We start from the raw sequence: 25608 nt of genomic DNA on the forward strand, positions 1-25608 counted from the left end.
ATGCCGATGCAGGTAAACATCCGCACGCAGGTCAACAGCAAGTCCATCCGCCGCGAGCAGCACAACGGCCGTGAGCACATCGTAATCCCCAGCTACACCATGCCGTTTGACGTGGTGATGAACGGTGGCTTGTACCCGAAAGACCAAATCGTCGCCAACTACAAGAAGCTTGAAGGCACGTTGGCCCCGCTTGGTCACCCGACCGTAAACGGCGCTTTTGTGTCCGCCTTCTCCCCGGAAGGAATCAACCTGGGGCATATCGGCGCCTGGAACCGCAATACAAAGCTGGTCGGCAACCGCGTCTACACCGAAAAGTGGATCGACGTCGAGGTCGCACAGAACTCGGACGGCGGCCGGCGCGTGATTGAGCGCGTCGAGCAGCTTGAGAAGGGGGAGGGCGAGCCCGTGCATACCAGCGTCGCCGTCTTCCTGGAGCGTGAGCCGGCCGTCAACGCCGATGGCTATGAATGGACCGCCAAGATTCATGGCATCGATCACGACGCCATCCTGCTTGACGAGCCGGGCGCCGCCACCCCCGAGCAGGGTGTGGGCCTGATGGTCAACGCTGACCAAGCCAAGCCGCTCCATGTGAATGCCGGTGCGCTGGTAGGTGAATCCTTCCGCGAGCGCGAGAACCGCATCCAGGCCGCCGCCAAAGCCCGCTTTGCCCCGGGCGCAGAGGATTACGTCTGGGTGGCCGATTTCACCGACACCCAGGCTGTCCTGGTGCGTAACGGCGGTGTCGCCGAAGTCTACGGCTATGCCACTGAAGGCGGAAAGATCGTCTTCGATGACGTTGGCTCGCCCGTCGTCCGCCAGGAATCCTGGGTCACCACCGTGGTGAACAGCGTCAAACGAATTTTCAACCATCAGGCTCGGCCTGATAACACTCTGGAGGGCAATATGCCTCTGACCGCTGAAGAAAAGGCCGAGCTGACCAACGATATCAGCAAAGCCATCGCCGCCAACCTGGCGGACCAACTCAAGCCGCTGACCGAGAAGGTCGAGGGCCTGGAAGCGAACCACAAGACGTTGTCCGACGCGTTGACCGCCAATGCGAAGGCCGAGGAAGCCGACAAGCGCAAGGCCGTTGCCGCTGTGCATGGTGACATCGTCGCCAATGCGCTGCATGGCGAGCCCTTGGACGCGATGTTCAAGGCGCTGGGTACTGCGGCGCCGATCACCAACGGCCAGGTTGCCGATTCCGGCAAGCCGCGCTTTGACGACGTCCCGGAATAAGGAGCCCAGATCATGGCTGTGAAATGGAACAAGATTTACCGTGGTGGCGTTCATCGCACCACGCCCGAAACGCGCGAAGTGAACGCGCCCGCCACGGGCGCCTTTCTGCCCGGCACGGCGGTCACGATCACCTCCGCCGCCGGCGAGATGACCGTCCAGAAGGGCATTACGGGCGTGCGCGAGTTCTGGTACCTGATCGGCGAGCACTTGCACGGCTCCGTCGACGACAACCAGGTTGGCGGCGGTTCGTCCATGCGCCTCTACACGCCGCGTTCGGCAGACCTGATGGCTGGCCGCTTGGTGGCCGGCGTCGCGATTGCAGACGACGTGCCCCTGACGATCAACGCCGATGGCCGTTTCGCTCTGGCCGTCACTGACGATCCGATCCATGCGTACATCGACGATCCGGCCAATGCCTTCCCCGGCACGACCCCGACCACGTCGACGCTGGACCAGTTGGTCCCGATCAAGATCCGCTAAGGAGGCCGAAAATGGCTTTTTACGTAGACAAAAAGGGCCTGGAAGCGAATTCCGGCCTGAAGAAGCAGCACCAGTTCATCGTGAACTCGCGTACCGCGAACTGGGACCACGAGACCGGCCTGATGAAGGCCGCCGGCCTGGAAGTGAACGAGGCGCGCATCCCGGGCGAGGTGTGGCGTGACTTCGACACGCAGACCAAGACGCTGATGCTGTCCGATGAGGGCGGCGTGTTGCTGAACGACCTGATGCCCCTGGCGCGCAACGTCCACATCGGCAAGATCGTCAGCGAATACCGCCGCTACGGCGCGGATGAGCTGGAAGTCCGGTCCAGCATCGACGGCCAGCACCGCAAGCCCGTGAACCACGTCAGCTTCGACTATGACGGCGCAATTGTTCTGGTTCACTCCACGCAAGTCGGCCGCATCTGGCGCGAGCTGGAAGGCATGCGCTCGGAAGGCTACGACGCTCTGCTGGATGACCAGGCCGCGGCCACGCGCTTTGTCCGCAAGCGCACCGTTGACAACTTCGTCGATGGCACGCCCGACCTGACGTACAAGAACTACCAAGCCTACGGCATCAAGAACAATCCGAACACCATCGCGTTGGACTTGGGCGCCGCCGGCCTGAACGTGGATCTGACCAGCCCGACGCTGACCTTTGCGCAGGCATGGGGCGCCTTCGTCGCCGCACTGCAAGCGCTCCAGGGCCAGGGCAACAACGCGGTTGGTAATGTCACCTTCTACATCTCGGACGAGATCTGGTTCAACCTTCTGCGTATCGCCAACCCGGGCACCAGCAACGTCGAAACCATCCTCCAGGGCCTGCAACGCATCCCCGGTGTGGCTGGCTTCAAGCGCACGGACACGGTGACCGGCAATGAATTCCTGGCCATCATCTTGTCCAGCGAATACATCCGCCCGGTCGTCGGCATGCCCGTCACCACCACGCCGATCCCGCGCGTCACGCCGATGGACGACTGGCATGTGCTGGTGTGGGGTGCCTCGGGCTTGCAGGTCAAGGCTGACGCTAAGGGCCGTAGCGGCGTGCTGTACGCCAGCGCGGCATAAGGGGGAATCATGGCGAAATCCAAGTACATCCTCCTGCGCAAGATCATTGGCGCCGAAGTGATGCTGCCTGGCGCGGTGATCGAGCTCACGCCCGACCAGGCCGCCCATCCGCTGTATCGCACACGCGTTCGCAAGGCCGATGACGTTGTGTCCCTGGTGCCGGCAACGCCCGGTGCGGGTTCGGGTGGTGCCGATCAGGAAAAGGGCGACGTCAAGAACCGCCTGAAAGAGCTGGGCATCAAGTACGACGGCCGGAAGAGCGCTGAAGAACTGGTTTCCCTGCTGCCCGACGGCGATCCGCTGAAGCCCGCCGCCAACTAACCGCCTACGGGCGGTTTTCTATTGGCCCTGCCTGATGGCGGGGCCATTTCTATTTTGAGGTCTGGATATGGTGACGATCGACCAAGCCAAGCAGTATCTGGAAGGCCAAGGGATCGTTCTGCCGGATTTCGTCCTTGCTGCGCTCGTCGCCCAGGCAAACAGCATCCAGGAATGTCTGGATGAGCATTACACCGCCGAAACGGCTCTCCTGATCCAGTTGTACCTGTTGAGCCTAATGGGCTTAGGGCAGGGAGATCGGTACATCAGCAGCCAGACGGCGCCCAGTGGTGCGTCGCGCTCGTTCCGGTATCAGGGGTTTGCCGACAGATGGAGCGGCGCCCTGTCGCTGCTGCGTGGCCTGGACAAGTTCGGTTGCGCTGTCGGCCTGATTCCTCCTGATCCCACTAAGAAGGCGTTCGCCGGCATGTGGATCGCGAAGGGTGGTTGCCAAGAATGAGCGCCACAGCCAACTGGAGCTACACCAACGTCGCCACGGTTCGGCCATTTGAGTCGATCGACATGGAGACCGGCGAGACGGTCTACGGCGAAGAGTTCGAGATCGCCTGCACCTGGACTGCCGAAAGCAAGATGGAGCGTGAATCGGGCGGTCAGAGCGGCGCGCGCGGAGCCGAGTTCCTCTCGCAGCATGTGATCTTCACCGAAGACAAGCGGCCCAAGTATCTGGATCAGATCAGTTTTGATGGTTCGAACGGCTGGGAGGAGATCCGGTCGGTGACGAACTGGGATATGTCCTTCTTCGGCGAAGAGCCTGACTTAAAGCTGGTGACTTGATGAGCAAAGAGAAAATCTACCTGTCCGTCAAGATGGACGAACTGGGCGTCATGCGTGTATGCGACCAACAGGGGCGCATTGTCGCTGGCGTGCGCGCAGTGACACTGCGTCATGCGCGAGACGAAGCGGCCACGTTCACCCTAGAGGCGTTTGACCATTCCGGCGGCGAGAAGGCCTGGGCGCCCAGCCACGCACGTAGGGGAACGTGATGCCCGTAAAGGGCATCGAGCGCGTCAAGCGCGGCTTTCGGATCGCTGTCAAAGAGATCGGCGAAGGCAAGACCGAGCGTGCCGTCTACGAGACGCTGTCACAGGGCTCGGCAATGGCCGCCCAGATGACGCCGATCGACTCTAGCAACCTGGTCAATAGCCAGTACGCGCCGCAGATTGACGTGAAGGAAGGCAAGGTTTCCGGCTCGGTCGGGTACACAGCCTCCTATGCGGCGGCGGTTCACGAAGCCTCGGGAAAGCTCAAGGGAAAGCCTCGGGCCGACTTCGGCAGGACACGCTCAGGCGTGGATTTCGGAGGCGGCACAGGAAACGGCAACTATTGGGACCCTAATGCGGAGCCCGAATTCCTTACCAAGGGCTTTGATCAGATCAAGGGTGCGGTGCCGGCCATTCTCAAAAGGATTTACGGTGTTTGACGCCTTCACTGATTGGCTCAAAGCGGTCGTTGGCGACGGATATCTGTACAGCCGCGGCATGTGGATTGACAGCCCGTCCGTCAACGGGGCGTTCATCGCATCTGTGCAGCAGATGGGCGGGCCGGCGCCGGACGTCGAGGACCGCGTTATTCGATTCAAAGTGATCCTGCTAGGCCCGAGAGATGGCCGCAAGCACGTGGTCCCTGTCGAACAAACCATGGAATCACTGTCCCAGGCCGCATTAGGCGATTCGTCGCCCTGCGGCGCTGCGTCCGTGCGCGCGGTCGGCGAAGCCGTCGGCCCCGGCTACACGAGCGAGAACCGCCCCTGGTACTCGCTTGATTTTGAAGTGCTTTTATAACTGGAGGCCACTAATGGCTACTTGCAAGAACCAGAAGTATGTTGGCCGTGACGTGGTCCTGGAATACCACATCGGCTGCGGCGATCAACTGCCGGCCGAAACGGACTGGAAGCGATTCGCCGCCCTTCGGACGAAGGAATTCACGCTCGAATGGGAAACCGCCGACGCGACCGCCGACGATTCGGTAGGCGCACTGCGTGAGAACATCGCCACGTTCCAGACCCTCAGCATTTCGGGCGATGGCACTGCGAAGGCTTCTGGCGCCGGCTCGGAAAATCTGATCGAGATCACCAAGCACGTCGCGCGCCCCGATGCGACGGGAGGCCAGCCGGTCGCTTGGATGCGAATGACCTTCCCGGACCTGACGTTTACGGCGTTCATGCTCGTATCCAACATGAGCCGCAGCGCCCCGTTTGACGATGTGGTTACGTTCAGTCTCGAAGCGAGCGCCACCGGCAGCGACTTCGGTCTGATCGTTGAAGACACGCCGAACCCGGACGCCGCAGACCCGACTAGCGTCGAGGTGATCCCGTCGACGCTGAGCCTGACGGTTGGCCAGTCCTTCGATGCCGAAGCCGTGGTGCTGCCTGTCGGTGCCTCGCAATCGCTGCGCTGGACGTCGTCCAATCCGGCCATGGCGACGGTGAACCAAGTTACCGGGCAGATTACGGCCATCGCCGCTGGCTCGGTGACGATCACGGCGGCGTCCACTGTAGCCCCCGGCGTTACCGATACGGTAGCTCTGACGGTGGTCCCCTTGGTCCAAGGCATTTCCGTCTCGCCTACCGCGGTATCGGTGGATGAGGGTGCGACGCAGGCCTTGACGGCTTCTGTCTCGCCGACCGGCGCCGCGTCGGGCCTGGTGTACGAAAGCGCATCGCCCGCTGTGGCCACCGTTAGCAACGTGGGCTTGATTACCGGTGTCGCCGAGGGCAGCACCAGCGTCAAGATCACTAGCGCGGCTCGTCCGGCTGTGAGCGTGACTGTGCCGGTGACCGTCACGCCGGCATAACTCATGATCCTGACCGAAATTGGCGAAGTCGGTGTGTACGCGGGGGACCAGGTGGTGCGCCTACGTCCCTCGCTGTATGCAATGTCTAGGCTGGGAGACCCCGTCGAGATAGTCGAAACATTCGCCACGGTCATGGGTGGGGCAGAGGATGAGGCCCAGGCGCGCCGGTTGTTTCAGGCCGCCTTGGGCGTCATCTACGCATGCGCCAGCGAAGACGTCGACCCATCGTCATTGTTTGGCACGTACGAGACCACCTCCGGATCTCTGGAATACGTGCCAGGGGCTGCGCCGGTAGAGCATGTGGTTCCGCTTGCGCGCTGCCTGCTGAAGCATGGCGTCACAGGCGCATTGCCCCCGTTGCCGAGGCGGCCGGGTGACGATGAGCCGGTGTATGTGAAGGAGTTCGTGGCCCGGGAGCATGTGGCTATGGCCATGGCTCATCTAGGCGTTTCGGAGCGAGACGCTTGGGATCTGACGATGACCGGGATGGTCGGCGCACTGCGCGCCAAGTTCCCGCCGGCCGAAAGTAACGCACCTGGCGCCAAGGCACCAACCAAAGAACAGCATGACGCCACCATGGCGTGGTTCGACAAGATCGAAGCAAAGCGAAAGGCAGCTAAAGGGGTTCAGTGATGGCAGGCGGAATGAATGTCGGGTCGATCTACTACGAGGTCGAGGCCGACACGTCGAAGCTCGTCAACAGCTCCACCAGCGTCGATTCGACGTTGGACAAGATGAACAAGCGCTTTGGCCAAACGGATAAGGCGGCCAACCAAGCCCAATTTCAAATGACCCAGACGGCTGCGGCAGTCAAAGGGTTGGGGCGCGAGGCGGCTGTTTCGTCGTCTGCGCTAAAAGGATTTTCAGGTGTACTGGCGGGGATCATCTCGCTTCAAGGCGTTTCCGGCCTGATCCAGATGGCCGAGGCATACAACGAGATGGCCGAGCGGGTGCAGATGGCCACCGCCAACGCCGCCGAGTACAACACGGTGCAGGCTCGTCTGCTTGAGACGGCGAACAAGACCTATCGGTCTTTGGCCGAGGCGCAGGAGGTCTACATCCGGACGTCCGCCGCTCTGAAGTCGATGGGTTACGACACGGAATCCGCACTTGACGTCACTGATTCGCTTTCGTACTCGTTCGTGAAGAACGCGACGAGCGTGGACCGTGCGAAGAGCGCCACGGATGCCTTCAGTAAGGTGCTCAACAAGGGCCGCGTCGAAGCGGACGCTTGGGAGACCATCCTGGCTGCGATCCCCACCGTTGTGGCGGACGTGGCCACGGCTACTGGTAAGACGGCGGAAGAGGTGCGCAGGCTGGGCGTGAATGGCCAATTGACCGCGCGCCAGTTGTCCGAAGGCTTGCGCACGTCGCTCGACGAGAACAAGAAAGCCGCTGACGGGATGGCCACGACCATCAAAGACGCCTTCACCGCGCTTCGGAACAATCTGTCCGCGATGGTGGGCGAGGCGAATAGGTCCACGGGCGCGACAGGTGTGCTGTCCAAGGCGGTCCTGACTCTCGCCGAGAACCTACAAACTCTCGTGACCGCGCTGCTGGCGATTGGCGCCGGCGCGATGGCGAAGTATCTCGCAGGCATCACCGCGTCAACGCTCGCCAACGCCCGCGCAGCGCTGGGGGCTAAGGCGCAAGCGGCGGCAGCCCTTGAGCAAGCCATAGCTAACGAGAAGGCGGCTGCTGCTGCGGCAGGCCAGGCCGCAGCGCAAGTTCGGTTGGGCGGTTCGCTCGCCGCTTCCACCGCTGCTGCAAATGCCCATCGCGCGGCTCAGACCGCCCTGGCGGCTGCGCAACGCACGACGACAGCCGCGGGGACCGGGTTGGTGGCGATGCTGGGCGGCCCAGCCGGGATTATCGGATTGCTGGCGACTGCCGCAGCAGGCGTGTATTTGTTTGGCGACAATTCTCGGAAGGCAGCGCCCAACGTCGAAGAGCTGGCGACTGCCGTAGACAACCTGACCCAGGCGCAACTAGAACTGCGGCGTGTTCAGGTAGGCGATGCGATCCAGCAGATCGAGAAAGAGGCACGCGATGCCGCGCGCAGCGTGTCCACGATTACGAAGGACATCATCGAGCTGCAAAAGGCGCAGCAGCGCGGTGCCAACTTGGGTGCAGATGGCCTGTCAAATGCCAACAAATCGCTTGTTGAAGAGAAGGCGAATCTTGATGAAGTGAATGGTCGCCTCCAAAAGCTCTACGAGCTCCAGGAAAAGCTTGCCAACCAGAAGCCGCGCGAGCGGACGAGCGGAGGTCCCAGCAAGCCGGCAGACGCAGACCCGGAGGTAGCTAAGCGCCTACAAGGAATGCGCGATGAATTGGCGCTAGCCAAGCTTACCGGCGACGCGCGCGCGAGGCTTGCGGCCATTCAAAAGCTGGGAGCCAACGCCACTAAGGAAGAGCGCGAGGAGGCGGAGCGCCTCGCCTCGGAGATCTACAAGCTAGAGCAAGCCCAGAAGGCAGGCGAGTCTGGCTCTAAGAAGTCCGCCGAAGCAGCGAAAGAGAACCAGAAGGTTATCGACGGGCTGGCCACCGCGCTCTATGAAGCAGGATTGGCTGGAACCGAGCTGGAGGTGGTTAAGGCGAAGGCGGCGCTGAACCCCTTCGCTACGCCCGAGCAGGTGGCGCAGGTTGAGGCGTTGGCGCGCGCGATCGGCAAGGTGAACGAAGCGGAGCAGAACAAGAAGCTGCTCGGCCAGGTTGACCCGATTGCCGGCGCGCAAATGGAATTTCAGACCCAGATCGACAACCTGCGAAAGCTGAATGAAGCCAAGTTGTTGGAGGACCAGCGCTATCTGGAGTTGAAAGCTCAAGCGGAGACGGCCTACGACGAAAGGGCACGTGTGCTTCAGGAGGAGAACTTTCGGCGGCAATCCAGTTGGAACGAACTGCTGATGTCCAGCCTCGACCAGCTCGGGGCTAGTGCGACGGACACGTTAGTGGGTATCGCCACAGGCGCGACCAGCGGTGAGGACGCGATCAAAGCGCTTGCCGGGGCGATTCTTAAGCAGGGCGTCGCCGCGCTGGTTCAGATGGGTATCCAGTACGTCAAAAATCTGATTATGGGGAAGGCAGCCGGAACAGCTGCCACTGCATTTGGAATCGCACAAGCCGCCACTCTCGCGACAGCATGGGCGGTGCCGGCTGCCTTCGCTTCGTTAGCATCCTTCGGTGCAAACTCGGCGCCGGCTATGGCTGGCATCGCGTCCACGGTGGGCCTTGCGGAAGGCTTGGCGATGGTAAGCGGAGGGGGCCGCCTGTACGGAGGTGGTGTTGATGCAGCCAAGATGTATCGCATCAATGAGAACGGCGCGCCGGAGGTATTCAATGCTGCAAATGGGCAGCAGTACATGCTACCGAATCAACGTGGTGAGGTCGTCAGTAATAGAGAGGCGAACGGGGAGATGGGGGCTGCTCAGGGCTGGCCAATGATCAATGTCAACCTGATTGAAGACCGTTCTCGAGCGGGGGAGGTCACACAAAAGCGGGATGGTCAATATCTCACTGTTGACGCTTTTGTAGCGGACATCCGCGGCGGGGGGGAGATGTCTCAAACCATCGAGTCCACTTACGGCACAACGCGTCAAGGGCGGTAGCTATGCAAACCAATATCAGTTACCCCGAGTATTTGCCGGCTCCTCTATGGGCGCCAAACCAATACGCCGTGGTCTCGCCCAACCAGCGCACCAACATGGAGTCGGGCAGGGCGCGCCAACGGCGTAAATTTAGCTCGGTGCCGGTCATGAGGTCGGCGACCTGGGTCATGACGAGCGCCCAAGCGCGCCTTTTTGAGCTCTGGTTCAGATCAGTCTTAAAGGATGGCACCGAGTGGTTCAACGTTGACCTTCGGCATCCAGTCGGGTACGTGGCGCTGGTGTGCCGAATCTCAGGTGTCTTCGCCGGCCCCACTGCCTGGGGCGCAGATCGATGGCAGTACTCGGCAACGCTTGAAGTTTGGGAGCGCCCGTTGCTTTCGGATGAGTGGTTACTGCTTCCCGATTATGTTGCGAACCCAGAGATCTTCGACCTTGCTATGAATCGGGAGTGGCCGCAAGCATGAGCACGTTAGCAGAGGTTTATGCGAGTGCGCCCGCTGGATCACTGATCATCCCTTCACTCGAAATTGCCATTGCGGGGATAGTACCCATCCGCATCTGCTCGGGGTTCGAAGATCAGGTTCTTGGCGGTGAGCTATATGAGGCTGGATCGCTCTCGATTTCGTTGCCAGCAAAGAACACAACCGGTATGCAGACTTTGAACTTTGGGGTGGCCGGCGTGAATTCGACGGTGCAGTTCTATTTCGACCAAGCCCTGGAGTCTGGCGAGGCGGTCAAGATCACCTACCGAGAGTTTCTGGAGAGTGACAAGACCCAGCCCGCCCGTCGCCCCTATGTAATGGACTTGATCGGAGGGTCCTTGCAAGACGGCGAGGCATCGTTAAGTGCGGGATTTTTTGATGTGCTCAATCTGCGTTGGCCTCGCCAACTTTACACCGCGCAAAATGCCCCTGGGATTCGATACCTATGAGCCTGGAGCGGTTCTTAACGACGCGATATGTTGAGGGTGGGCGGGGACCGAATGAATACGACTGCTATGGTCTCACGCGAGATGCCCGAGTCGAATTGTTCGGGCTACCTCTGCTGCCTGAATGTGCGGATGCGAAGCCGGGCTTGATTCCGGTTATCACACGTGAAGTCGCCCGAGTTGCTAGGGAACGACGGATGAGCGATGCGTCGCCAGCTCCCGGCCACGTGGCAACAGCCTGGCACGGTCGTGCTTGCGTCCATGTCGGTGTGGTGGTGTGGGTGAATGGTGGATTGAGGATATTGGAGACCGACAAGCCGACCGGGCCATGCCTCACGCGTCTAGATCAGTTCGAAGGGCGCTATTCGAAGGTTGTTTACTATGCGGATTGAAATCTATTCTGCGCCTGCGCTAGACGTGTGCGTGGAGTCTCTGGAATGGCAGGGCCATTTCGAAAGCTATCTCGATTCCACGATTCCTCAGTGGCGCGAGCATGAAGTCCAGCGGTTTGTTGCCTACGTTGGTGCTAAGCCTTTCCCACGTGAGCACTGGGCTGAAGCTTTGCCCGTCGAAGCAGTGCTGCGCGTCAACATTGTTCCGATGGGCGGCATATTTAAGGCACTCGGTTCCATCATTGGCAAGCTGTTCAGCTTCCTGGGAGGTAAGTCGCGCGGCACCAGTTCGGCTGAGACGCCGCAAAGCACGGAGCTGAAAGCGTCTCAAGGAAAGGCCAATACCGCGAAGCTAGCGGCGGTGGTCCCCGAGCCCGCCGGCCGCTACCGAAGATTCGTTGACTATCTGACACCGCCGCGCCGCTATTTCGTCAACAAGCGCGAGCAGTGGCTGGTTTTCCTCACGAACATAGGCCCCGGTAGCTACCTTGTCCCAGACGAAAACGTAAAAGTTGGCTCCACACCATTCAATCAATTGGGCGGAGACGCTTGGTATGGAGTTTTTCCACCCAACACTGATTTGTCTAATGTTGAAGCCGCGCAGATTTGGCATACAACAACAGAGGTTGGTGGAACCTCGTCGGGAACTGCCGGCCTGGAGATGACTACCGATCTGGGTAATCGAGACAACGTTGATGCGTCCGCGTACAACCTGGGTGGCGACGTCATCGCTCGTGCGGATGGAGAATTCCCAAGCGGTTGGGGAGTCGGCACTGCTCTCGCTATCGAGTACGGGCGCCCGTACAACATCGTGGATCACGAAGTTCAGCCGTCTGAATCTGACCCGGGCTACACCATCAGTCGATTCACAGGATACTTCGGGCATATGCCGAGTGTTGGAGTGGGCAACACTTTCCGTGTCGGACCATTCGGTACCAATGTGCGATGGGAAGTTCTTACGGTTGTGGCTAGCCTGGGAGCGGGTGTCTATACCGTCGAGTTTCAAGACTTGGATACCGGCATCGTCCGAGTTTCTCCAGGCACAGGTGTTTCGTATATCTTCGGCGCAGATGTCGAACGTACCATTGTGGCGTTCGATCAAACTTCGGCGACAGTATCGCCTGGAGCCTTCCAAACAGGCACGCTCGCTACCCGCGTTCGCTTTGCTGGAGGTTCTGTATATGGTGAGTGGTCCAACGAGTTTGTTGCGACGCCACCCGGGCAAGTGACCAGCCTGATCGAAATCGACGTCTTCTTCCCGCAAGGCTTATGCTACCTGTCAGACGATGGGGATGTGGAGGCCAGATCCGTCGGAGTGGAGTACCAATATCGAAATGTGGCTGGGGGCCCTCGGGTGACTATCGCGCGTACCTTCTCGGACGCCACCGTCGACCAGATTGGTTTCACTGAGCAGTTCGCTATTGCCCCAATGGCGCCGGCGGTTCGAGTGCGTAGGATCGGCGCGCAGTCGACTAGTACTCAGATTCAGGACAAGTGCCAATGGTACGGACTCAAAGCCCGTCTGCCGAATTTTTGGCTGTACCCAAAATGGACTACGCTTGCGGTTGCGCTTCGTAGTGGCGGTAAGCTAGGCGCGCAGAGCGAAAACCAGATCAACGTCGAACCCACACGAATACTCCCGACGCTGCTTCCAAACGGCACGTGGACTGCGCCGCAACCCACGCGGGACATCAGCGCCTTTGCGCGGTACATCCTAAATTCTTCTGGCGTGTCCGATGACCAGATCGACATGACTGAAATGGTAAGGCTGCATTCAATTTGGACCGCTCGTGGCGAAACTCTGGATTTCGTGTTTGACGCGACGACCGTGAAAGAGGCGTTGCAAACCGCGTTCGGCGCTGGCATGGGCGAGTTCACTTGCGGAGATGGGCTTGTTCGTCCGGTACGCGAAGATGTGCAGGAAGTCTGGGAGCAGTCGTATTCGCCCCAGAACATGTCAACGTCGCTGCGTCGAAATATCTCCGCGCATTCACAGATCACCGATTACGACGGCGTGGATGTGGAATACACCAGCGCTACGACGTGGTCGAAGGAGACGGTTCAATGCCGCCTTCCAGGAGATTTTGGTGCCAAGGTTCAAAAGATTACTCTTGAGGGCGTTACCGACCGGACTCGCGCTTGGCGTATTGGTATGCGACAGCGGCGAGCGCTGTTCTACCGGCGTAAAGAGTATTCCTTCTCAACGGAGCTGGATGCCCTCAACAGCAATTACCTTGATAGGGTAGCTTTGTTTGGTTCTGATCCAGGATACGGACAGAGTGCGCTTGTCGTTTCAATGACCGACGGGTCGAGCGGAACCGCTGTGTTGCGCAGCAGTGAGCGGTTGGTTTGGGAGGCGGGGTCGCAGCACATTGTTGCGTACCGACGCGCCGACGGGAAGATGATCGGCCCGTTCGCCGCTTCACCCGGAGCGAATGAATATGAAGTTTTAGCTGCAATCCCAAAACCATGGCCAGCTATCACTCTTAGCCAAGAGCTACCGCATCTGTATTTCGGCAAGTCGGAGACGTTTGCGTTTCCGGCTCTCGTTACAGGCGTTAGCCCAAGAGGCGACTTCGAGGTATCCGTGTCAGCTGTCAACTATGACGCCCGCGTCTACGCGTCCGACAACGACTTTCCTTCCGCATAACTGATCCAGCTTCAACCCAGGCCCCTTTTAAGGGGCCTTTTTTATTGGGCTAAAGAATGACTACCTACAACACTGGCAACTCGCTTGGAAGTGCTGCGGTCAAGGACCTCTACGACAACGCGGAGAATTTGGACTCTGCGGTTAACGATTTGTCCAACACCCAATGGACCGACCGTCTTGGGGTTCGCAGGAAGACCTTGAGTGGGCAAGAGCGCGATTTTTCGGCCTTTATGCTGCGATCCAACGAGGAATTTCAAGATTTTTTGCTAGCCTCTGGCTATGTCGATCTGGGCGACTACGGGCAAGGGCTGACGATATCTTCGCGGAACCTGGTATTTCGTAAGGACGGTGAGCTATATCGAGCCGGGGCTGGGCTGGATCTGCCGTACACGACTACTGGCGTGTGGGTCGAGGAAGGGTCGAACTTCGTCTCGGTTGGGGACGCTGCTCTTCGGCAGCAGATCGAGAACCGAACGGACGCGTCTCTGGGGGTTAGTGTCGTTGGATACAGCCCGTCCTTGAAGTACCCAGCGGGGAGCTTGGGATACCGAGCAGAGGCAATCCCGCATTTGTTCGACAAGCCTTCCGTGCAGGCGACGCAGTTCAATCCGGCTATCACATATTCGGACAATGACTACACGAACTATGTGGACTCAAAGGGGGATTCACTGTATCGGCATAGCCCGCGCCTTGTGCGTGATGCTGCCGGCCAGTATCACATGGTCTACAGCCGTGGAAAGATGCACGGCTATGGCGGCCTTAGCGAAGAGAACGCCATTGATCCCGAGGGGAGCATTGTCTACGTAAGCAGTTGGGATCTGATCAACTGGAGCGCTGAGCAAATCATCTGCCAGGCGCTGCCGCCCGACCCCGGACTTAATCCATTTCGAACGGTCTTTGACTGCTACATCGGGGTCACCCCGAGCGGCCGCATGGCTGTGGTGGTCAGCGACATCCCACCTCCGAGCGCCGTGGCGCCTGGTGGCTGGGGACGGTACACCGGGAATACGAAGTATCGGTTGTTCACCAACGATGAGCGCGGCGGAGCGGCATCGTGGGTGGACCGCGGCGTATTTTTCGAGCACAACCAAGACTACGCTCGCATCTATAGCAACGGCATCAAGTGTATTCCCAAGCTTGGTGGAGGTTGGCGGATGGCGTTTTCCGATTACCGCCTTGTGACGGGGACTCTCGTTACCGTTGGTATGTTCTATAGCGACGACGAGTTTCAAACGCTCCCGGTCCGCGGCGCCGACATGCTGACGGCAACCGGAAACACGGAAACGGACTTTACCTTTCTTGATGCAAGATTAGGCATTGCGGTGACGCGCGGGAACTTCGCAACGTCGATAACGACAAACGGCGGCCAGAGCTGGACGCTCATCGGAACGGCTGCCAACTTCGACAGGACTATCACGCCAAATGAGGGGTTTGTTTCTCCCACGATCACGACCATTCGCGTGGATGGGAACCCCATGCTGCTGGTCGGCTGGGCAGAGCGGAATGTTAGCCCTCGATCAATTCGGTGGGTTACGGCTTCCGTAAAAGAGCTGCTTGCGTTCCAGACGGCGGTATCTGCGTCGCAGCTTTATACGCCCTGGACAATCGTTTCTCAAAGTGGTCCTGCGTTTGTCGGATCCGGTGGATACCAAAGCCCCATCGTGTTTGAGGATGGATCCTGCTTTTACGTTGACGTAACTGAGACTTCGGCGGATCCCGTTACGAGCTTGATGCGGGCGCAGCTGCGTCTAGTTCGGTTTGGTGTGAAGAATCTTGCGCCTCGACAATATGGGTTGATGTTGGGGTCAAAGCGTAGTTGGCTTCGACAGCACAATGAAGACGAGAATACCTATACGCCTGCGTTGGTTGGCTCCTCCACGACGGGCTCCGGTACGGTCTCGGTTGTAGGTACCAACACGCGTACCGGAAACCGTTGCAAGTTCAACGGTACGCTGACCGTGACAGGCCAGTCCGGTTTTGCAGGCTCCATCCGAATCGCAGGGCTTCCGTATCGATCAATGGACGGCCTCAGTCAGTTGGTGAATGTCGAGGTCACTAGCGCTCTAGCGGCGGGCTGGAACGCCGCTGACCGTGTGGTCGGCCTGGTCATCAGTGATACGAACTACATCGCGCTGTACAAAAAGGTCGCGGCTACTCAGGCCTTGGTCGGCCTCTTGGCGACGGATATTGGCGCTAACTTTTCTTGCCACATCTTCGGCGACTACAAGTGCCGCTTCCCGGGGAATCAATAGCATGGAAGACCAACAAATCTTTGTCGGTTCAGCCGACGGGACCGCGCCCTCTGTAGTCACGGTCGAGTTGCCGGAAGACGCCGCGGCGCCGATTGCTGGGCGCGGCTATGTGATTGTCGCCGCTCCGGGCTGGGGAATCATCGCGGATCAGACCTTGGACGACGCCGGCAAGCTCAGGGTGTACGTGCCGCGCCTGGGAGATCGGTATCGCGTGCGGCTGGCGCCGGGCTTGGGCTTCGCCGATGAGGCCCGCTTGCTGCTGATGGTCAATGGTCAATTCGGATGGGCCGACGATCTTCCCGGCGTAGTTGCCATCGACGATCCGGAAAATCTGCTCGCGGTGCAGTACGGCGCGAGCTGGTCGGATTTCCTGGCTCTGGTGAGAGTCCAGTAGTGCACTCGTAATCTGCCCGGAAGGGCGATCAATATGGCCTCCAGTGCTCGCTCGTCGGGCATTTTTTTCGTCTATAGGGGACGCGATTGAATATCCAAGACTTCGACGCCCTCGCGGCAAAGTTTGCCGGCGTGCTTGGCGCGGCGGTGTCCATGCGATACCTGCAAGGGTCATGGCCGGAGCGCCTCAGTATGGCTGTCAGCGGGTCGCTGGTGGCCTATTACACATCACCCTATCTCTCGTCGTTGCTGGGTATCCCAGAAGGGCTGGCGGGCTTTCTGACGGGTATGTTCGGCATGGCCATCGTCTCGCGCGGCTGGGAAGCTGTACAGGCGGTGCCGATCCCAGCGCTTTGGCAGGCAGTCATTGACCGCGTGCGCGGTAAAGGGGCCTGACATGGACACCAAGATCTACCTCACGCTGTGGGCGGTACTGGCATTTGTCTGCTGGCTCGTGGTGGCCGGCGGCGCGATGTTGGCGGTGTTTGCCACTTCCATTAAGGACACGACCCTGGAGCGCGTTGGCCTGGCTGCCATCTGCATGACCGCGACCGGCGCGGCGTGCCGCGTCTTCGTGGCCGGCTGGGCCAGCGCGGGCGACGCAGCACTCGCGGCGTCAGCCGCCCTCTATGTGGCCGCAGTGACCGTCAAGCACATCAGGAAACCGAGACAATGAATCTCTCCGAGATCATCAAGGCAGGTATCAAACCCGCGCTAGCGCTGCTGCCCGCGAAGATGGACACGCCGGCCGCGCGCGTGATGCTGCTTGCCATCGGGTTGCAGGAAAGTCGATTCGTCCATCGGCGCCAGATCGGCGGCCCAGCGCGCGGCTTCTGGCAGTTCGAGAAGGGCGGCGGGGTACTTGGCGTGCTGACGCACCCATCCAGCCGCGACGCCGCGCACAACCTGTGCGCTGTCCGCAACGTGGCCCCGCTGTCCGCTTCCGTCTACGCCGCGCTGGAAACGGACGATGTGTTGGCCGCCGGCTTCGCGCGCCTGCTCTTGTGGACGGACCCTTGGCGCTTGCCAACGCCCGGTGATGCCGACGGCGCGTGGGACTTGTACTTGCGCACCTGGCGCCCCGGCAAACCGCACCCGCAAACCTGGCCGGGCCTCTACCACCAGGCCGTCGTCGAGGTGGCACCATGACCCCGCTGCTGCGCGCCGTGCTGCCATACCTGATTGGTGCTGCCCTGGTGGTGAGCGCCGTGCTGGGCGTGCGCTGGTACGGCTCCAGCCAATACCAGGCCGGGGCCGATGCTAAGCAGGCCGAAATCGAAAAGCGCCAGGCGGCCATCGAGCGCGCATGGCAGGAGGAAAGGGATCGTGCTGATGCCAAACACCGCGGCGCCGTGCTGGCGCGTGAGGCTGCTGAAAAGACTGTTGCTGCTCAGCGTGGCCGGATTGACGGGCTGCTGCGCCAGCTTGCCCAGCGGCGCGCCGAAGCTGCCAGCGACAGCGGCGGACGTGATGCAACCGGCCCCGACTGGATCGGAATTATTGGGTCGTGTGTCGGAAGATATGAGCAGCTGGGAAAAGAGGCTGCTCGATGGGCTGACCAAGTAAATGGCCTGCAGGGCTATATAAAAGCTCTACAGGCTCGGCATCAATAGGCGGGGCTGACAAATGCTGCCGAAGATACCTTCGATGCGGCGGTCTTGTAGATCGGATCTTCCAAGTGTTCACGACACAACGTAGTAAGAGCGGCGCACGATTCGTCAGCTCGGTTCAGCCTTTCGAGAACCAGTGCTTTTTCCCATAGGGCATCTCGCCGATAGGTGGGCACCTGGGCCAGCTCTTCTGCCACTTTTAGGGCCTGTGCATTGCGCTTGGCCTTGCGTGCCGAACGAAGCAGCAAGATCTTCAGGTCGTTCGGCATGGCGCCGTCTTGGTAGACCTTCCACAACAAATTGAAAGCGTGGGGGAAGAGTTTTTTTGTAATGAGGTCACCAGCCACCCCAGCTACGAATTTAGTCGCATGCTTGGTCGGAACGAAACGATCGATGTAGTCCGTGATCGCCTGGAAATCATAGGGCCGATTCAAAAAAAACTCAGAGAGTGCCGCATGGTCTTTGTAGCGCATGGCGTCAAGCACTGGGCGCGTGGGATGATCATGTACCAAGCCCTCCAGAATTCCATCGAGAAGGCCGATTTGGTTTAGATCGTGAGCAGTGGCATGGCCCATCAAGGGGAGGAAATAGCAGTCAGGCATTTCCCCTCCGCCGAAGAACGAGACGGTTCCGTAGATGTCGCAAGGCGAGTTCATTCCTGCAATCACAACGTATTGGCAGCTCGGATCAGGAGAGATTGACGGGATCTCGCCGGCACGGTGCGCGATGTTCTCTGCGGAATAGCTCGCAAAGCAGTTCAAGCGAAGTTCTGGCCCGAACAAGATTGCTTTTTGGGCTCCCAACATCGGGGCCATGTATGCGGCTCCCCATGCACCCATCGAACTGCCCATGCAGATGACCCTAGACGCGCGCGCCTCTTCGATGATTGAACGGAGCCGGATCACCGTTCGATCCAGACCTTGAAGATCAGGAAGGCCATCGAGATACCAGTTTAGGTCTGCGGGATTGATATAGACGTTCGATACGTCTGCAGGCGTGGGATACCGATGAAACTTTCCAGCGCCTTTATTGCGGGAAGAAAAGTGGACGACAAGCGTGTCCGCGCCCGCTTTGATATCTGTAAGGATCGACATCGTGCCGATTGCAGTCGCATGCAAGCCGTCTTTTGGCATTCCCTAACTCGGCATCCCCGCCGAGCCCTCCGGTAATGTTCAGGCTGTCATATGCCTGAATTTTTAGTTACGTTTTGCTGAATCATAACCGGATGCGTGTTTTCAAGGAAGATTGTTTCAGTGGGTTGTCAGGGGTCGAGTACACCTACCTAGGCGCCATCCCCTTGCGCAGCTTGTTGGGAGCTTCCATAAGATCCTGGGTGTCATAGTCTCGTTTCACCACGCACGGCTCCGCGGCAGGCGTTCCAGCTGCTCGATCGGATTATTTCGCCCTCCGGGCTGGAATCCGGCACGTGACGGCCCAATTGGCGGCGTGCCAAGCTTGGCAGCGCTAGCGAGGCGCATAAAAAAAAGCGCCCTCCGTGGGGCGCTTTGTTCGGCGATCAGTTCTAATTTTGTGCGACTTCTGGCGGGGCGTAGTGCACACCAAAACCAGGTGGCTTCCACGATTCGGTCTCGGCTACCCATCCTGCTTCCTATGCCTCGACACGTGCACTCCATGAACCTATCGGTTCCCCGGTGTGCCCGGGCATTTCGGCGGCTCGGTAGTAAGGGCAATCCCACAAGGTCAATCCGTCGCGGGCGGCTTGGGCGCCCAGCTTTTGGATGTCATCGCGGTGCATTGCAGTACCCTCCAAAAGAGATGATCGGGAGGCTAGTATGGACCACACCAAACGGCGTTTGCAATAGTGTTGCAGCACCTTCCGTCGTAGTCCGTGCGTCAGCTTTTCTCCCACTGCATCCACCACCCTTGGTAGTAACGCCGGCCGTCGATCTCTTCGAAGCCGCAGACCATCATGCCCCGGTCGGATGCAAAGGTCAGAAGCTCGGGCTGTAGCAAGTCGGGGATCTCGCCTTTCTGCGTGGCGCCGAATTTCTGTAATCCATCCATGGTCATGACGCGGATGTAGCGCTTAAGGTCTTCGCGCATGATCGAGTATATGCGGACCACACCAGTGATGGATGGGGCTGGATCGATTTCGCGGCGCTTCTCGCCGAGGTAGTGCGTGCGGGTAACGGTGCAGAGCATGATTTGCTGCCAATATACTGTATGGATAAACAGTATATTCCAGCTAAATCGGGGTCACTTCATCGGGGTAGCGATGAGCTTTTCAGAGGGGAAGGGGACGAGGAAGTCTCGGGTAGCTTCGGCTGGCGCGGTCAGCCAGTCGCCGTATGCGCCCTCGGGCAGAATGACGACCATACGTTTTTCCTTGCCCGCCTGGTGGTAGTCGCGGAACATCGGATCATCGTCCGCATTGATAGTCAGCATGGTGTAGCTCTCTTGGAGCTGGCCGGCTGAATCGCGCCAGCGATCCCAGAGCCCGGCGATGCCCAGCGGCGCGCCGTCCGCACGTGTGAACCGCGTGGCCACCGCGGCACCGGATCGCCAGTCGGGTTCAAAGATGGCGTCAGCTGGGATGATGCAATGCTGCGCCCGGCGCCAGGCGTTGCCGAAGGTGAACGACTTGGGCGCAGTCTCGCTGCGGGCGTTGAACGTCGACAGCTTGCCAGCCTTTTCCAACCCATCGGCCTTCGTCATGGCGCTGATCAGGCCCCAACGGCCCACCACCGCCTCACGTTCCGGTACAGCCTCGTCGCCTGCGTCATGCTCGACCGGCCGGCGCACGAAGACGCCCTGGTAGCGAGGCCACATGTCGTACTTGCCGATCGCGGCCGGCTTCTCGCGCACGCCGAATTTCTTCAGCAGCAGCTCAGCGTCCTTCAAAGTCTGGTAATGGCTGCACATGGAACCCTCCCGATGGAGGGGCCAGTATAGGATCAGTCCGCGGTGATGGGCGACGGTCGGTGGCGCTGCTGGACGTGGGCCAAGTAGACCAGCGTCAGCGCTTCCAGCAGGCGCTTGTCGTCAGAGGAAAGCGTTTCGAACAGTTCGGGCGGGATGTTGGGGAAGGGCCAAGTGTGCATAGTCAGCACTCTATCGAGCCGGGCGCTGGCCGTCTCGCGTTCGGCACCAATCTCGGACCGATTCGTCCAACAATGTCGTTCCGCAATCGAAAATCGGTGTCTGATTCTAAAGGGAATTTTCAGCCCTAATTGTCTCCGTTTGCGGAACAGAAAACGGGCTCAAACCCGCATGGATGCTAGATTCCCCGACAGACTCATAATCCGTTGGTGCCGAGTTCGACTCTCGGGGGGCCTACCAAAGAAATCAAGGGGTTACGCCAATTCGGCGTAGCCCCTTGTTCTTTTTGAAATTGGCCCGCGCGTACAACTCCGCATGGTCTTCATGCCGCTGGAACTTTTGCATCGGCGCGGGTTCTGATTTCTTCCTTGTAAGACACGCCAATAGAGTGCTCTGATGAAATCTAAAGCCTTACCTGCTGCAGTGACGGATCCGCAGGCCTTCGAGGCGGAAGCCCAAGGATGGAACGGCACGGCCTCAATGGCTTCTACCGTTTCAACAATGTCTTCCCTTCAGCTGATGAAACACGCGTTGGCGAAACTCGAGAATTCGTCGGTTCATCAGACGCCAGAGAAAGTTGCCGCGATGCAGTATCTGATGAGCGCCATCAGCATGGTCAGCGTTGTCACATGCAGTTGAGCGGGGAAGTGGGCTGATAGGCTTGGCGACCCGCGGACGCCTTTGCAATAAACCTCCGCGGTCGAATGACGCTTGGGCGATGCTGCGCGCCCATTGCTCCTACCGAGGCGCCATCCCCTTTCTTAGCCTGTCCGGCGCGTCCATCAACGATGCTGTCATCCCGTCCCGCTCCTGGACACACGGCTCCTCCCGCAGACCTTTCATGAAGTCGTCGTAGAGTTCGCCTGTCAGACCACTTGGCCGCTTCAGATCCGCGGACAATTGGTGGGCGCGTAGCAACACCGAGCGCAGCCGCTTGACCTCCCATAGCAATGAGATGACGTCGGCGTTCCAGGGCTGGCGCTCGCGGATGATGCGGAGGTCGGCGTGGGTAAGGGGGGCTTTGAACGGCATGGTGGAATACACTGTTTATTTATCCAGTATATTCCACAAAAAACGGGGTCAAACCACCGCGCTGGGTAGCTGCCGCAAGGAGCTTCCGATGGCAGGAAATCGCGAGTCAGGCCCGACTGACGCAAGCACAGCACCGCCCTAAGCGTCTCCCCGCTGTCAGCCGTCCGTTGGCATTCGCGCAGTACGATTCGTCCATGGCTAAACCCTCATCACAGCAGGCCCTGCTTTGGGTCGTCGCTGCCTGCTTTTTCATGCAGACGCTGGACACCACGATCGTCAATACGGCGCTGCCCGCCATGGCGCGCAGCCTTGGCGAGGAGGCGCTTGCGCTGAAGCCTGTCGTGGTGGCGTACACCTTGACGATGGCCATGCTAACGCCGGCCTCGGGCTGGTTAGCCGACCGCTACGGCACCCGGCGTGTGTACCTGGCGGCAATCCTGATATTCGCGATGGGGTCGGTGTTCTGCGCCATGGCGCAGACCTTGACGCAGTTGACCGTTGCCCGCGTGGTCCAGGGCGTGGGTGGGTCCATGCTGGTGCCGATCGGACGGTTGGCGGTGCTGCGTACGGTGCCGGGCGATCAGTACATTTCCGCATTGGCTTTTGTGTCGATCGCGGGTCAGGTTGGTCCTATTTTTGGTCCCACTTTGGGTGGCCTGCTGGTCCAGGTGGCAAGCTGGCATTGGATCTTCATGATCAATGTGCCCATCGGAATTGCCGGTTTGTTAGCCGTGCGGAGATATTTGCCCGAGGATGCGCTGTCTGACGTGGCACCTTTCGATGTGCTGGGTTGCTCCTTGCTGTCCTTGTGCATGGTGTCGTTTTCACTCGGCCTGGACTTGCCCGCTGGCTCGGGGCGTATGGCGTGGTCGACGGGCCTGTTCGCACTTAGCGCGTTGACCGTGCTGCTTTACGTGATCCATGCGCGCAAACGTCAGAATCCGCTCTTCCAATTGCGCCTGTTTCGCGAGCCCAATTTCAGTGTAGGGCTGGTCGGAAATCTGGTGTGCCGCATCGGCAGTAGCGCGGTGCCGTTCTTGCTGCCGCTGTTGCTGCAACTGCAACTGGGCTATTCGCCGTTGCAGTCCGGACTGATGATGTTGCCTGCGGCGATTGCGGGCACGATCACCAAACCCTGGATCGCGCCGCTGGTTCGGCGCTACGGGTATGACACCTTTTTGCTGGTCAACACGGTATTGGTCGGTGCATCCATTGTCTCGTTCGCGGCGATTTCGCCTGGGTGGCCGTTGGCGTTGCAGGTCGTCCAACTTGCTCTGTTCGGCGCGACCAATTCCATGCAGTTCGCGGCGATGAATAGTGTGACCTTGAAGGGGTTGAGCAAGCGGGATGCCGCCAGTGGGAACAGCCTGTTTTCGATGATCCAGATGCTGGCCATCGGGTTGGGCGTGACGATCGGAGGCGGGCTGGTCGGCATGTTCTCGGGTGAGGCCAACGCATCATTGGGGCGTGCGTTCACGCTGAGCTTCGTGTGCGTGGGCGTGATCACGCTCTTGTCGGGCTGGGTGTTCCGACGGTTGGATATGTCGCAGCTGGGACGTCCCGCAGACAATCGCCCGGCAGCCGGCTAGGCATTTTGCCGTTCTGAATACTTCGCAGAAGCGGCGGCGGAAATGGAAGAGCGCCCCAGCTCTAGATGAGTCTGAGGCGCTCCTGCCCGGCTTCGCACGCGATGGGTGTCAGACAGCCCGGCAACTCAAATCTACTGCCGGGTCAGGGCCCTCACAATAGGGAAAACCCTGGAAAATTAGTGAGTTACAAGATTTTCGGGTATTTGAATTTGCCCCCGATTTGAACCCCTCGATGCTTGCGCACGAGGGGTTTTTTCTTGCGACCGGGGCAGCTTTCACAAGTGTCAATGCACCCGTGTGCATTTTGCCCGCCTCGGCATCCGCGAATTGTTGCCTTTACCCGTCACGCCGACACTGCATCCCACATTCATTGCATCGGAGAGCGGACATGTGGGGACTTCGGAAACGTCAGTTGGGTCAGGGTATGACGGAATACTTCGCATGCCCGGAGAGGAGCATAAAATAAGGCTCTCGGGCTCATCGACTATTAGATGTCTAAAACTAAGTCGATTTGCGAGAGGGGCCCTTGACCAATTTCGGGCGCTTATCCCGTAGGTAAATCCGGGTTGTGCGCGTGTCGGAGTGGCCCAAGAGCGCGGTCGGATCTATACCCTGAGCTTCCGCAGCTGTGCCAGACATAGCACGCAAGTCGTGCAGATTGACGTCTGTGACCTTGGCTGCGCTGGCTGCGTTCTTGAAAGCGCGCCACACATACGAATAGAGCCGCTGGTTGCCGCCGCGGGCGCCAATTAGAAAGCGCTTTTGGACTGCTTCGCCGTGCAGCGATTTGGCCCGCTCGGAGACAGCCCTAAGCTCTGGTGTCCATTCCACTACTAGCCGCTTTCCAGTCTTCTGCTGCTCGAAATAGATCCCGTCGTCATGCAGGTGTACTAGCTCGATCTTCAGGACGTCGCCAATCCGCTGACCGGTTAGGTAGCAAAGGTCCATGACGCACTGAAGCCAAGGGGGGCATGCCTCATAGACCCGTGCGTATTCATCGCGCGTAATGAGTCTGTCCCGCGACGTTTGCACGAAACGTTTGACGCTGACACATGGGTTGGCCTCCACACGCCCACGGTCTAGTGCCCACTGGAAGACCAGTTTCAGCACGGTCAACATCCTGTTGGCCAGGGCCTGACGGTCGGCGTACTGGTCTAGCATCTCGACAACATCCCCATGCTTTACCTGACCAGGGTAAAAGTCGGCAAAGTCCTCTTTCAGCATGGATGCACAGTATTCGTATTGCTTGCGCGTTGACGCCGCGACGTGTTTTGTGAGAATGGGTAGCGCCTCATCAATCAGCGCCGGCATACCTTCAGTGGGAGCCGATACGATCCGGGCGTACTCCGTAAGCGCGCTATGCAGATCGGAGCCGATCTTGCGCCACTTACCGCCCTTGACGTACCAGAACGCTCCGTGCTTCTCGTACACGCACGCGGGGAGGTGTCGGTCCTTGGTTCTTGGTCGCATGGCCTAATGCTGCCTCCATAGCGGCCCGAAGAACCACGGGGGTTCCGTCTGGGCGAATTTTGAAAGGGATGGCAAGGAATTTGAGGGCTTCTATCTGCCCCGTCTTCCTGGCCTTCCCGGTGAGTTCGATCAGTTCCTTTTGGGAAAGCGTGAGCATATCGCCTCCAAAACGAAGCCCGCGCTAGGCGGGCTGTATCCAGTGCTTCTTTGTGGTGTCCAGCAGGCGCTGGATTGCGTCAGTCACAGGCTGGCATCCTTCGCCATCGCGGCGTCTATGGCGGCGTTGATTTCCAGCGCCAAATTGCGTTCGTCCTGGTCTAGGTCTACCGGTTCGCCATCCGGGTCGATCATCTTCGCGCCCGCGTATCCAGCCTCTACGTACAACTCGATGTGGTATCCGAAAGGCAGTTCAGTAGCGGCCCTCAGAATCGCGGCCCCATCCCGCGCCATCGCCACCAGCGCATCCCGCTCGCCAACGCTGAGCGTTACAGCGGCTCCGAATGGCTTGCAGTGCGCCTCGCGGGCGGCAATGGCGTCTAGTACCTCTTTGGTCATGATTGCTCCATTAATCGTGCCTTGTGGCGTCGGCTGCTCGATAAATGTGCTACCCACTTGCCCAGGCTCGTTGCTCCTCGTGCAGGCATAGATGTGATTGCTAGCCCGCGGACAGCGTTTGTTCCCGCAGACAGGGCAGAGCACCATC

General features: G+C 59.5%; 31 protein-coding genes. 22 read left to right on the forward strand and 9 right to left on the reverse strand.

Translation table 11 applies throughout. The features are described from left to right. The 20 genes from CEY09_RS30240 (at position 1) to CEY09_RS30340 (ending at position 17757) form a co-directional block, all read left to right on the forward strand. Entirely contained in the window at positions 1–1239 is a 1239-nt protein-coding gene (locus CEY09_RS30240; protein WP_088591443.1) for a hypothetical protein, read from the forward strand. A 12-nt stretch (positions 1240–1251) separates the two neighbouring features. Next, the gene (locus tag CEY09_RS30245) at positions 1252–1719 is read left to right on the forward strand and encodes a hypothetical protein (RefSeq protein WP_088591444.1); all 468 of its coding nucleotides are present in this window, start codon (positions 1252–1254) and stop codon (positions 1717–1719) included. Between the two features lie 11 nt (positions 1720–1730). Continuing rightward, positions 1731–2786, forward strand: a complete 1056-nt coding sequence (locus CEY09_RS30250; protein WP_088591445.1) for a major capsid protein — start codon at positions 1731–1733, stop codon at positions 2784–2786. 9 nt (positions 2787–2795) lie between these two features. Further along, on the forward strand, positions 2796–3107 hold the full coding sequence (locus CEY09_RS30255) for a hypothetical protein (protein WP_088591446.1): 312 nt from the start codon (positions 2796–2798) through the stop codon (positions 3105–3107). A gap of 67 nt (positions 3108–3174) precedes the next feature. Beyond that, entirely contained in the window at positions 3175–3564 is a 390-nt protein-coding gene (locus tag CEY09_RS30260) for a DUF7370 family protein (RefSeq protein ID WP_088591447.1), read from the forward strand. Next, positions 3561–3899 carry a hypothetical protein gene (locus CEY09_RS30265; protein ID WP_088591448.1) on the forward strand — a complete coding sequence of 113 codons (339 nt, stop codon included), beginning with the start codon at positions 3561–3563 and terminating at the stop codon, positions 3897–3899. The genes CEY09_RS30260 and CEY09_RS30265 overlap by 4 nt, the downstream gene beginning before the upstream one ends. Then, positions 3899–4108, forward strand: coding sequence for a hypothetical protein (locus tag CEY09_RS30270; RefSeq protein WP_088591449.1), 210 nt, complete (start codon positions 3899–3901; stop codon positions 4106–4108). The genes CEY09_RS30265 and CEY09_RS30270 overlap by 1 nt, the downstream gene beginning before the upstream one ends. Continuing rightward, the gene (locus CEY09_RS30275) at positions 4108–4545 is read left to right on the forward strand and encodes a hypothetical protein (protein ID WP_088591450.1); all 438 of its coding nucleotides are present in this window, start codon (positions 4108–4110) and stop codon (positions 4543–4545) included. The genes CEY09_RS30270 and CEY09_RS30275 overlap by 1 nt, the downstream gene beginning before the upstream one ends. Next, entirely contained in the window at positions 4538–4906 is a 369-nt protein-coding gene (locus CEY09_RS30280; protein ID WP_088591451.1) for a phage tail termination protein, read from the forward strand. Before CEY09_RS30275 ends, CEY09_RS30280 begins: the two co-directional genes overlap by 8 nt. Positions 4907–4919: 13 nt before the next feature. Then, positions 4920–5918, forward strand: coding sequence for a phage tail protein (locus CEY09_RS30285; RefSeq protein ID WP_088591452.1), 999 nt, complete (start codon positions 4920–4922; stop codon positions 5916–5918). A gap of 3 nt (positions 5919–5921) precedes the next feature. Then, on the forward strand, positions 5922–6551 hold the full coding sequence (locus CEY09_RS30290; RefSeq protein ID WP_088591453.1) for a DUF6246 family protein: 630 nt from the start codon (positions 5922–5924) through the stop codon (positions 6549–6551). A gap of 11 nt (positions 6552–6562) precedes the next feature. After that, a complete protein-coding gene (locus tag CEY09_RS30295) occupies positions 6563–9529 on the forward strand; it encodes a tape measure protein (protein WP_158218693.1) in 2967 nt (988 codons plus the stop codon). Between the two features lie 460 nt (positions 9530–9989). After that, positions 9990–10460 carry a DUF1833 family protein gene (locus CEY09_RS30305; RefSeq protein WP_088591456.1) on the forward strand — a complete coding sequence of 157 codons (471 nt, stop codon included), beginning with the start codon at positions 9990–9992 and terminating at the stop codon, positions 10458–10460. Between the two features lie 378 nt (positions 10461–10838). Beyond that, the gene (locus CEY09_RS30310) at positions 10839–13499 is read left to right on the forward strand and encodes a host specificity factor TipJ family phage tail protein (RefSeq protein ID WP_088591457.1); all 2661 of its coding nucleotides are present in this window, start codon (positions 10839–10841) and stop codon (positions 13497–13499) included. 56 nt (positions 13500–13555) lie between these two features. Continuing rightward, positions 13556–15751, forward strand: coding sequence for a hypothetical protein (locus CEY09_RS30315; protein ID WP_088591458.1), 2196 nt, complete (start codon positions 13556–13558; stop codon positions 15749–15751). Position 15752: 1 nt separating this feature from the next. Beyond that, positions 15753–16145, forward strand: coding sequence for a hypothetical protein (locus CEY09_RS30320; RefSeq protein WP_088591459.1), 393 nt, complete (start codon positions 15753–15755; stop codon positions 16143–16145). A gap of 86 nt (positions 16146–16231) precedes the next feature. Next, entirely contained in the window at positions 16232–16540 is a 309-nt protein-coding gene (locus tag CEY09_RS30325; RefSeq protein ID WP_088591460.1) for a hypothetical protein, read from the forward strand. 1 nt (position 16541) lies between these two features. Further along, a complete protein-coding gene (locus tag CEY09_RS30330; RefSeq protein ID WP_088591461.1) occupies positions 16542–16820 on the forward strand; it encodes a hypothetical protein in 279 nt (92 codons plus the stop codon). Beyond that, on the forward strand, positions 16817–17293 hold the full coding sequence (locus tag CEY09_RS30335; protein WP_088591462.1) for a hypothetical protein: 477 nt from the start codon (positions 16817–16819) through the stop codon (positions 17291–17293). The genes CEY09_RS30330 and CEY09_RS30335 overlap by 4 nt, the downstream gene beginning before the upstream one ends. Continuing rightward, the gene (locus tag CEY09_RS30340) at positions 17290–17757 is read left to right on the forward strand and encodes a hypothetical protein (RefSeq protein WP_088591463.1); all 468 of its coding nucleotides are present in this window, start codon (positions 17290–17292) and stop codon (positions 17755–17757) included. Before CEY09_RS30335 ends, CEY09_RS30340 begins: the two co-directional genes overlap by 4 nt. Here the strand turns inward: CEY09_RS30340 and CEY09_RS30345 are convergent. The 5 genes from CEY09_RS30345 to CEY09_RS32220 form a co-directional block, all read right to left on the reverse strand. Beyond that, positions 17751–18887 carry a hypothetical protein gene (locus CEY09_RS30345; protein ID WP_113914619.1) on the reverse strand — a complete coding sequence of 379 codons (1137 nt, stop codon included), beginning with the start codon at positions 18885–18887 and terminating at the stop codon, positions 17751–17753. The two genes, CEY09_RS30340 and CEY09_RS30345, sit on opposite strands and share 7 nt — an antisense overlap. A gap of 476 nt (positions 18888–19363) precedes the next feature. Then, positions 19364–19510: a CrpP-related protein gene (locus tag CEY09_RS32765; protein WP_337360726.1), complete on the reverse strand. Its 147-nt coding sequence runs from the start codon at positions 19508–19510 to the stop codon at positions 19364–19366. Positions 19511–19608: 98 nt separating this feature from the next. Further along, positions 19609–19917, reverse strand: coding sequence for a hypothetical protein (locus CEY09_RS30350; RefSeq protein WP_234818436.1), 309 nt, complete (start codon positions 19915–19917; stop codon positions 19609–19611). A 54-nt stretch (positions 19918–19971) separates the two neighbouring features. Continuing rightward, on the reverse strand, positions 19972–20637 hold the full coding sequence (locus CEY09_RS30355; RefSeq protein WP_088591465.1) for an SOS response-associated peptidase: 666 nt from the start codon (positions 20635–20637) through the stop codon (positions 19972–19974). 32 nt (positions 20638–20669) lie between these two features. After that, positions 20670–20816, reverse strand: a complete 147-nt coding sequence (locus CEY09_RS32220) for a hypothetical protein (RefSeq protein ID WP_158218694.1) — start codon at positions 20814–20816, stop codon at positions 20670–20672. 394 nt (positions 20817–21210) lie between these two features. Between CEY09_RS32220 and CEY09_RS32090 the strand changes: the two genes are divergently transcribed. After that, positions 21211–21453 (forward strand): hypothetical protein, encoded by a 243-nt coding sequence (locus tag CEY09_RS32090; protein ID WP_143219590.1) that lies wholly within the window; start codon positions 21211–21213, stop codon positions 21451–21453. 99 nt (positions 21454–21552) lie between these two features. Here CEY09_RS32090 and CEY09_RS30360 read toward each other — a convergent pair whose 3' ends face one another. After that, positions 21553–21846 (reverse strand): hypothetical protein, encoded by a 294-nt coding sequence (locus CEY09_RS30360; RefSeq protein ID WP_088591466.1) that lies wholly within the window; start codon positions 21844–21846, stop codon positions 21553–21555. 167 nt (positions 21847–22013) lie between these two features. Between CEY09_RS30360 and mdtD the strand changes: the two genes are divergently transcribed. Then, positions 22014–23435: a multidrug transporter subunit MdtD gene (gene mdtD / locus CEY09_RS30365; RefSeq protein WP_272938475.1), complete on the forward strand. Its 1422-nt coding sequence runs from the start codon at positions 22014–22016 to the stop codon at positions 23433–23435. Positions 23436–23936: 501 nt separating this feature from the next. Here mdtD and CEY09_RS30370 read toward each other — a convergent pair. The 3 genes from CEY09_RS30370 to CEY09_RS30380 form a co-directional block, all read right to left on the reverse strand. Then, positions 23937–24866, reverse strand: coding sequence for a tyrosine-type recombinase/integrase (locus CEY09_RS30370; RefSeq protein WP_234818437.1), 930 nt, complete (start codon positions 24864–24866; stop codon positions 23937–23939). Then, positions 24823–25062, reverse strand: a complete 240-nt coding sequence (locus CEY09_RS32815; RefSeq protein ID WP_088591468.1) for a DUF4224 domain-containing protein — start codon at positions 25060–25062, stop codon at positions 24823–24825. The genes CEY09_RS30370 and CEY09_RS32815 overlap by 44 nt, the downstream gene beginning before the upstream one ends. 83 nt (positions 25063–25145) lie before the next feature. Continuing rightward, complete coding sequence (locus CEY09_RS30380; protein ID WP_113914618.1) at positions 25146–25460, reverse strand: hypothetical protein; 315 nt, start codon at positions 25458–25460, stop codon at positions 25146–25148. Between the last annotated feature and the right edge of the window lie 148 nt (positions 25461–25608).

The organism is Achromobacter marplatensis, assembly GCF_002209535.1.
Taxonomy (GTDB): Bacteria; Pseudomonadota; Gammaproteobacteria; order Burkholderiales; family Burkholderiaceae_B; genus Achromobacter; species Achromobacter marplatensis.

Bases quoted from the DNA above. Each gene is read 5' to 3' on its own strand.
- CEY09_RS30240 (WP_088591443.1), top strand. From the start codon at position 1: ATGCCGATGCAGGTAAACATCCGCACGCAGGTCAACAGCAAGTCCATC.
- CEY09_RS30245 (WP_088591444.1), top strand. From the start codon at position 1,252: ATGGCTGTGAAATGGAACAAGATTTACCGTGGTGGCGTTCATCGCACC.
- CEY09_RS30250 (WP_088591445.1), top strand. From the start codon at position 1,731: ATGGCTTTTTACGTAGACAAAAAGGGCCTGGAAGCGAATTCCGGCCTG.
- CEY09_RS30255 (WP_088591446.1), top strand. From the start codon at position 2,796: ATGGCGAAATCCAAGTACATCCTCCTGCGCAAGATCATTGGCGCCGAA.
- CEY09_RS30260 (WP_088591447.1), top strand. From the start codon at position 3,175: ATGGTGACGATCGACCAAGCCAAGCAGTATCTGGAAGGCCAAGGGATC.
- CEY09_RS30265 (WP_088591448.1), top strand. From the start codon at position 3,561: ATGAGCGCCACAGCCAACTGGAGCTACACCAACGTCGCCACGGTTCGG.
- CEY09_RS30270 (WP_088591449.1), top strand. From the start codon at position 3,899: ATGAGCAAAGAGAAAATCTACCTGTCCGTCAAGATGGACGAACTGGGC.
- CEY09_RS30275 (WP_088591450.1), top strand. From the start codon at position 4,108: ATGCCCGTAAAGGGCATCGAGCGCGTCAAGCGCGGCTTTCGGATCGCT.
- CEY09_RS30285 (WP_088591452.1), top strand. From the start codon at position 4,920: ATGGCTACTTGCAAGAACCAGAAGTATGTTGGCCGTGACGTGGTCCTG.
- CEY09_RS30290 (WP_088591453.1), top strand. From the start codon at position 5,922: ATGATCCTGACCGAAATTGGCGAAGTCGGTGTGTACGCGGGGGACCAG.
- CEY09_RS30295 (WP_158218693.1), top strand. From the start codon at position 6,563: ATGAATGTCGGGTCGATCTACTACGAGGTCGAGGCCGACACGTCGAAG.
- CEY09_RS30305 (WP_088591456.1), top strand. From the start codon at position 9,990: ATGAGCACGTTAGCAGAGGTTTATGCGAGTGCGCCCGCTGGATCACTG.
- CEY09_RS30310 (WP_088591457.1), top strand. From the start codon at position 10,839: ATGCGGATTGAAATCTATTCTGCGCCTGCGCTAGACGTGTGCGTGGAG.
- CEY09_RS30315 (WP_088591458.1), top strand. From the start codon at position 13,556: ATGACTACCTACAACACTGGCAACTCGCTTGGAAGTGCTGCGGTCAAG.
- CEY09_RS30320 (WP_088591459.1), top strand. From the start codon at position 15,753: ATGGAAGACCAACAAATCTTTGTCGGTTCAGCCGACGGGACCGCGCCC.
- CEY09_RS30330 (WP_088591461.1), top strand. From the start codon at position 16,542: ATGGACACCAAGATCTACCTCACGCTGTGGGCGGTACTGGCATTTGTC.
- CEY09_RS30335 (WP_088591462.1), top strand. From the start codon at position 16,817: ATGAATCTCTCCGAGATCATCAAGGCAGGTATCAAACCCGCGCTAGCG.
- CEY09_RS30340 (WP_088591463.1), top strand. From the start codon at position 17,290: ATGACCCCGCTGCTGCGCGCCGTGCTGCCATACCTGATTGGTGCTGCC.
- CEY09_RS30345 (WP_113914619.1), bottom strand. From the start codon at position 18,887: ATGCCAAAAGACGGCTTGCATGCGACTGCAATCGGCACGATGTCGATC.
- CEY09_RS32765 (WP_337360726.1), bottom strand. From the start codon at position 19,510: ATGCACCGCGATGACATCCAAAAGCTGGGCGCCCAAGCCGCCCGCGAC.
- CEY09_RS30350 (WP_234818436.1), bottom strand. From the start codon at position 19,917: ATGCTCTGCACCGTTACCCGCACGCACTACCTCGGCGAGAAGCGCCGC.
- CEY09_RS30355 (WP_088591465.1), bottom strand. From the start codon at position 20,637: ATGTGCAGCCATTACCAGACTTTGAAGGACGCTGAGCTGCTGCTGAAG.
- CEY09_RS32220 (WP_158218694.1), bottom strand. From the start codon at position 20,816: ATGCACACTTGGCCCTTCCCCAACATCCCGCCCGAACTGTTCGAAACG.
- CEY09_RS32090 (WP_143219590.1), top strand. From the start codon at position 21,211: ATGAAATCTAAAGCCTTACCTGCTGCAGTGACGGATCCGCAGGCCTTC.
- CEY09_RS30360 (WP_088591466.1), bottom strand. From the start codon at position 21,846: ATGCCGTTCAAAGCCCCCCTTACCCACGCCGACCTCCGCATCATCCGC.
- CEY09_RS32815 (WP_088591468.1), bottom strand. From the start codon at position 25,062: ATGCTCACGCTTTCCCAAAAGGAACTGATCGAACTCACCGGGAAGGCC.
- CEY09_RS30380 (WP_113914618.1), bottom strand. From the start codon at position 25,460: ATGACCAAAGAGGTACTAGACGCCATTGCCGCCCGCGAGGCGCACTGC.